Below are 6,735 nucleotides of genomic sequence, written 5' to 3' on the forward strand. Positions count from 1 at the left end.
CATGAATCCTTCGACCGCGGGCACGCAGCTTGGCCAGCCCAACACGACGGCCATCGTCTTCTTCCTCCTCTTCGTCAGCATCACGCTGGCCATCACCTACTGGGCCGCGCGGCGCACGAAGACGACGTCCGAGTTCTTCGCCGCGGGCGGCAACATCAGCGCGGTGCAGAACGGCTTCGCGCTGGCGGGCGACTTCATGAGCGCCGCGAGCTTCCTGGGCATCGCGGGGCTCGTGGCCACGTCGGGCTTCGACGGGCTCATCTATTCGGTGGGCTGGCTGGTGGGCTGGCCGGTGGTGACGTTCCTCATCGCGGAGCCCCTGCGCAACCTGGGCAAGTACACCTTCGCGGACGCGGTGGCCTACCGGCTGAAGCAGACCCCGGTGCGCCTGTCCGCCGCGGTGGGCACGCTCACGGTGGTCGTCTTCTACCTGATTGCCCAGATGGTGGGCGCGGGCAACCTCATCCACCTGCTGTTCGGCCTGTCGTATGAGATGGCCGTCGTCATCGTGGGCGCGGTGATGATCCTCTACGTGCTGTTCGGCGGGATGATCGCCACGACGTGGGTGCAGATCGTCAAGGCGGTGCTGCTCCTGGGCGGCGCGTCCGCACTGGCCATCGCGGTGCTGTGGAAGTTCGGCTTCAGCCCCGCGGCCCTCTTCAACGAGGCGGCGACGATGTACGGGCCGGAGGTGCTGGCCCCGGGCAAGCTGGTGGCGAACCCGCTGGAGACCATCTCACTGGGCGTGGCGCTGATGTTCGGCACAGCGGGCCTGCCGCACATCCTGATGCGCTTCTACACGGTGCCGGACTCGAAGGCGGCGCGCACCAGCGTGTTCTACGCCACGGGCCTCATCGGCTTCTTCTACCTGGTGACGTTCATCCTGGGCTTCGGCGCGGCGGTGCTGGTGGGCCGCCAGGGCATCACGGCGGTGGACAAGGGCGGCAACATGGCCGCGCCCATGCTGGCGGAGGTCGTGGGCGGCACGGGCTTCCTGGGCTTCATCTCCGCGGTGTCCTTCGCCACGATTCTGGCGGTGGTGGCGGGCCTGACGCTGTCGGGCGCGGCGGCGCTGTCACATGACTTGTGGTCGCACGTGGTGCGCAAGGGGCAGGCGCCGGAGCACGAGCAGCTCAAGGTGGCGCGGCTGGCGAGCCTGCTCCTGGGCGTGGTGGCCATCCTCCTGGGCGTCGTCTTCAAGGGGCAGAACGTGGCCTTCATGGTGGGTCTGGCGTTCGCCGTCGCGGCGAGCGCGAACTTCCCGGCGCTGCTCTTGTCCATGCTGTGGAAGGGCTTCACCACGCGCGGCGCGGTGGCCAGCATGCTGACGGGCGCCTTCAGCGCGGTGCTGCTGATCTTCCTGTCGCCCACGGTGCAGGTGGAGCTGCTGGGGCACGCGTCCGCGCCCTTCCCGCTGAAGAACCCGGGGCTCGTCACGATTCCGCTGTCGTTCTTCGTGGGCTGGTTGGTGTCGCTGCTGTCGCCGGAGGCAGAGGCGTCGCGGCGGTTCGCGGAGGTGCAGCACCGCATGCACGTGGGCGCGGTGCTGCCGCCCCCGGTGACGGTGCCCACTGGCGTCGCGGGCTCGGTGCCGCCCGGGACCCCGGAGGCTCCGCAAAAGGTTTGAAGGCTGCTCGGCGGCCCTCCACGGTTTCTCCTCGACGTGGAGGGCAGGGACGGAACCCGGGTGTTTCCAAAGGGGCCCGGGTTCCGTCCTCTTTCATCCCATGAGCGTGAGCCCGGGCGCAGTGGAACCGCGGGGCATGGGACTGTCTGTTATTGCCCGTGCCTTCGGGCCCCGTTTGCACCCGGCGGTCTCTTGAATGGGATGGTGTCCCCAGGGGGGAGCCTTCCATGCGTGACGTGCCGACCGGGAGCCTGAAGCTCGAGGACACCGCGTTCCTGTCCCCGCCGCTCGTCGGTGCGCCGCTGTACCAGGGCGCCAAGGCGCTCGTCGTCCACGGCTTCAACCCCGGCGCGACACTCGACCTGGAGCGCAACGGCGTCATCGTGCTCACGGGGGTGCCCGGAGGCTTTCCCCAACCGGTGGGGGCCCTGCTGCACCTGTCCGCGCCGCTGGTGTCGGGCGACGTCGTCCGCGCGCGACAGCACGCCCATGGGGCCACCAGCGGCTGGTCCCCCAGCGTGACCGCGCGCAAACACACGCAGGACCTTCCCGACGGCCCTCCCCGCCCCCGCGTCGACCCGGCTCCCGTCCATCGCTGCGGGTCGCGGACGGGCGTCGCCAACCTGCTCACCGGCAGCGAGGTGTGGCTGACCGCGAACGCCACCGAGGTCGCCCGGGTGCAGGGCGCGGCTCCCCAACAGGGGCTCGACGTGACGCCGGACCACGGCCCCAGGCAACAGGTGCGCGCCTGGGCAATCCTGGATGGGGACCCGAGCCCGCCCTCGTCTGTCTACACCACGGTCGCGGCGCCGCTCCCCTTGCCCGGGCCGGGCTTCTACCTGGCCTTCGAAGGCACCCGGCAGGTCCAGGTGACGAACCTCGTGAACGGCGCCCGCTTCGAGCTGTCGCGCAACGGAGCCTCCCTGGGTACCTGGCGCACCTGGGGAGACAGCCATAGGGTCGACCTGCCGGCGCCGCTCGCGGCAGGGGACCTGCTCTCCGCCGTCCAGTGGCTGTGCCCGGGCACGCAGAGCGAACCTGGCGGGCTCCAGGTCTGGTCCTGCGGGGAGCTCTTCGCGCCACAGGCCGAGCCCCTCCAATGCGGCGACACCTCCATCACCCTCACGATGATGGCGACCGGCGCCACGGTGAAGGTCTACCGCAACCTCGTGAAGGCCGGCGAAGGCGGCGGTCCGGTGGTGCTGCTGGACGCGCCCGTCGAACACGGCGATGTCGTCCACGTGGTGCAGACGCTGGGAGCGTGCGTGAGCCATTCCGCGCAGCAGCTCACCTGCCTGTGCGTCGCCCCGCACGTGACGTCCGACCCCTCCGGGCTCGACCTGTTTCCGGTGGGCCAGGCGGACTACGACGGAGGCACGACGAGCATCGGCGGGCAGACGCTGCACGTCCGGGGCACGGTCTGCTACCCCGCCCAGGACGACGGTGCGAACGCGCCCTTCAACAAGCGGCGGAGCAAGCGGGGACCGGTGCCCCTCGTCTTCATGGCCCACGGGAACCATGCGCCCACCGACCCGAGCCATCTCGGCTACGACTACTTCCAGCAGGCGCTCGCGCGGATGGGCTTCGTCGCGGTGTCGGTCGACTGCAACGAGCTGAATGGGTGGACCGGCGGGCCGGGAAACATCACCGACCGCGCCGACCTCATCAACGCCTCCATCGCGCACTTCCAGACGCTCAACGCCAGCGGCCAGGTCTTCGCGGGTGTGCTCGACTTCGACAAGATCGGACTCATGGGGCACTCGCGCGGAGGCGAGGCGGTGGTGATTGCTCCGTCACGCCTCAGCAGGCCGAGGGCCGTGAACATCCGCTGCGTGCTGTCGCTCGCCCCCACCGACTGGGGCGCGACCCAGGGCGCGCTCGAAGGCTGCGAGTTCCTCACGCTCCTTCCCGCCGCTGACGGAGACGTGTTCGAGAACGACGGTGCGAAGTACTACGACCGCTGCCGGCCGCCGACGTTCAAGTCGCAGCTCTACGTCCACAACGCCTGCCACAACTTCTTCAACCGGCGATGGCTTGAGAATGACAACGGCGGGAATCTGCCGACGATGACCCGCTCCGCGCACGAACGGGTGCTGTTGACCTACGGCTGCGCGTTCTTCCGCTCGGTCCTGGCGGGGCACGACACGCTCGGGTTCCTGGTGGGAACGGAGCTGCCGCCCGCGACGCTGACCTGGCTGGTGCACCTGTCCTTCAAGTGGTCCGCGGCGCTGACGGTGGATGACCATGAGCAGGGCAACACCATTGGCAAGAACTCGCTCGGGCAACCCACGACCCAGAGCGGGCTGGTGGCGGGCGAGTACAGGTTCAATCAAGCCACGGCCACCCAGTACAACGACTCGTTCTACGGCGACTCCATCGGCATGGTGGCGGTGCCAGGAGCGGCTCCCGGGACGTTCCGCTCGCAGCTGGATCCGCCGGTGACGCTCAGCGGAAAGGAGCTGTGGATCCGCGTCGCGGATGTCTTCATCGAGGACATGCCCCCCGCGGAGACGGGCTTCCAGCTTGGAATCGAGCTGACCGACGGAACCCTCGAGTGGGTCGACTCGGATGCGGTGGGCGGCGTTCCGCTTCCCTTCGACACGGTGTTCCTGACGAAGAGCATGCTGTCGACGCTCCGGTTCCCCATCCGTTGTTTCGGGTCGTCGAAGATCCTCCGGGTGGCCCGCGCCATCCAACTGCGGCTCAACCGGAAGAACGCCCGGCCCCTCGCGTTCGATGACCTGCAGATCATCGGGTAACGGAGCACGACATGGCGACTCAGGATGGTGGTTCGGGGCCAGAGAACCCACGCGCGAAGCGGCCCGCGGTGCCTGGAATCAGGTCAGCGGTCGCACGTCGCGTCCGGTACCCGAAGCCCCGGCGCTTCTTCACCGCGGGCCAGGAGCACGCCGAAGTGGACGTGCTTGAGGTCGACGTGGAGACCGACGCCGACTTCCCCATCGCCGGGACGGGGCCGGCCCTCTTCGTGGGGGACGTGGTGCTCGTCGACAGTGAGCGCCTGGGTGAGCGCCGCTACCGCTTCTTCGCCCCAGCCTCCACGCCCCTCGCGAAGGACGCGTCGGTCGCACTGGGCCGAGCGGGCTCCGGCATCCCCAAGCCGGAGACGCCGAAGGACGTGCTGCGCCTGGAGTGGAGCGAGGATGGAAGCAAATGACGCGCGGCCTTACTTCACGCGAGTGAGCGGGAGCACGTCCTGCACGAGTCGCAGGAGCACCTTTCCGGGCTCCTCCTCGTGCACCATGTGGGCGGAGTCCTCGAACCAGACGAGCTTCTTCGAGGGCGCTTCGAGCGCCGCGTACCAGGGGTCGATGAGGCGCGCGGACGTGGTGAGGTCGTGCCGGCCGTGGAAGAAGAACACGGGGCAGGCGAAGCGCTTCACCGGGGTGAAGTCCAGTTGGGAGAGGCCCCCCCAGAGCGCCACGAAGCTCAGGTCCAGGCCCGCGTCGCGTGCCTCCATGTCCTTGTCCGAGACGTCCGGGCTGAAGCGCCAGACCTCGGCGCCGTGCCAGCTGCGGTCGCGCCAGTTGTAGCTCTCGTAGCGGGTGAGCCACCGGCGCTCCTTCGGCAGGTTCACCAGTTGGCGCGCGGGGTCCTTGGGGTCTGGATAGGGCGCGAGCGCTTCGAGCTCCGCGACGGCCTTGGCGTTCCCATCCGCGCGCGCGGCCTGGAGCGTGGCCTCGTAGCCCAGCGCCTCGTTGCGGGGGAGGTCGACGACCTGGCTGATGCCGACATAGGCGTCGAACCACTCGGGATGCCGCTGCGCGAGCTTCACGCCGAGCACGGTGCCCCAGCTGTGCCCCACGAGCACGATGCGCTTCTTGCCGTAGGTCTTGCGCAGGTGGGTGACGACCTCTTCGGCGTCCGCCACCATGCGCTCGATGCTCAGCGTGGGGCGCACCTTGTCCGGCGGGTTGAGGGCGTACGTCTTCCCCGCGCCCCGCTGGTCCCAGTGCGCGACGGTGAAGAACTCCTCCCATTCGCCCTGGTAGAAGTAGGCGGACGGCAGGGACGTGAAGCCCGGACCTCCGTGCAGGAAAAGGAGCAGCGGGTTGTCCCGGTGGCGTCCCCGCACGGAGATCCACTGGTCGATGCCACCGATGCGGACCGCTTCGGCCTTCTCGATGCCGTCCGGCAGCACGCTCCGGCGGGCCTCCCGCATGACCGCCTGGGGCGTCGGAGGGGCTTCTTCCGCCGTGGCCGTGTCCGCCATCAGGGACAGGCCTAGCAGGGACAAGGCAGGGAGCTTCATCGCGGAGGTCAGGGTCGGCATTCCCTGTCGAACGGATGATGTCCGTTTCGATTGCCTGGGGGGGCCTCAAGGGCTGGAGCGCAGCTGGTCCCGGAGGTCCATCAGGGGCTGCTGGCTCGTACGGATGCGGCCGCGATTGGGGACGTCGAGATCCAGGAGGGTGAACATGACGGCGGTCGTCAGCAGCGCGAAGATTCCCCAGAGGAACCACCCGCGCGCGTGTGTTTCCGGCCGGTAGCCGAGCAGCAGGCCCGAGCCGAGAATCCCGATGAGCAGCAGGACGAAGATGGTGTCCGGGATCTGGTTCCGCGCTGCCGACAGCCGCTCAGCAGAGACGTCAATCACATCATTGAGGGCCTGGGTGGTGAGGATCAGGACCCCGGCCGGGAGCTGGAGCGCGACCGCATCCAGCCGTGACCAGAGCTCTGCGTGAAGCTGAACCGATTCCTGCAGGAGGGGTGCGAAGCGTTCCGGGTCCGACGCGGCCGCGTAGGCCTCGAGTCGAAGGTCGACGTAGCGGCGCAGCCGGGTCCGCATTTCGCCGCGCGTGGGTTCGGGAAGGAAGCCAGCGCGCAGGTAGCAGGTGCCGATGGCGTTCGCCTCTTTGGTGACGAGCTCGCGGCGCAGGGTGAACCGGTCCTCGGCCATGGAGAAGGCGAAGGCCAGCAGGAGCGCCACCAGGCCGAGCATCGCGGCATGGAGCGGGGACGCATCATCGAGCCCCGGTTTGCGGTGGCTGAGCCGGAAGCCCACATCCAGGGCCAGGAAGATGAGCGCCGTCATCCCCAGGGCGAGCAGCCAGACAGGAACCGTCCCGATGATTTGCATCCCCCTGCCC

At 68.9% G+C, this 6,735-nt stretch carries 5 protein-coding genes; 3 read left to right on the plus strand and 2 right to left on the minus strand.

The annotated features are described in order from the left end of the window. The first annotated feature begins 1 nt into the window (after nucleotide 1). From D7V93_RS07325 to D7V93_RS07335, 3 genes are all read left to right on the plus strand, one after another. Complete coding sequence (locus D7V93_RS07325; RefSeq protein ID WP_120642690.1) at nucleotides 2-1,627, plus strand: sodium:solute symporter family transporter; 1,626 nt, start codon at nucleotides 2-4, stop codon at nucleotides 1,625-1,627. Nucleotides 1,628-1,854: 227 nt separating this feature from the next. Continuing rightward, on the plus strand, nucleotides 1,855-4,386 hold the full coding sequence (locus D7V93_RS07330) for an alpha/beta hydrolase (protein ID WP_120642691.1): 2,532 nt from the start codon (nucleotides 1,855-1,857) through the stop codon (nucleotides 4,384-4,386). A 155-nt stretch (nucleotides 4,387-4,541) separates the two neighbouring features. After that, the gene (locus D7V93_RS07335) at nucleotides 4,542-4,802 is read left to right on the plus strand and encodes a hypothetical protein (protein WP_120642692.1); all 261 of its coding nucleotides are present in this window, start codon (nucleotides 4,542-4,544) and stop codon (nucleotides 4,800-4,802) included. A 9-nt stretch (nucleotides 4,803-4,811) separates the two neighbouring features. Here the strand turns inward: D7V93_RS07335 and D7V93_RS07340 are convergent, their stop codons facing one another. Beyond that, a complete protein-coding gene (locus D7V93_RS07340; protein WP_147451073.1) occupies nucleotides 4,812-5,882 on the minus strand; it encodes an alpha/beta fold hydrolase in 1,071 nt (356 codons plus the stop codon). An 81-nt stretch (nucleotides 5,883-5,963) separates the two neighbouring features. Beyond that, on the minus strand, nucleotides 5,964-6,735 hold a 772-nt coding region (locus D7V93_RS07345), incomplete at its 5' end, for a bestrophin-like domain (RefSeq protein WP_208722946.1).

The organism is Corallococcus llansteffanensis, assembly GCF_003612055.1.
Classification (GTDB): Bacteria; Myxococcota; Myxococcia; order Myxococcales; family Myxococcaceae; genus Corallococcus; species Corallococcus llansteffanensis.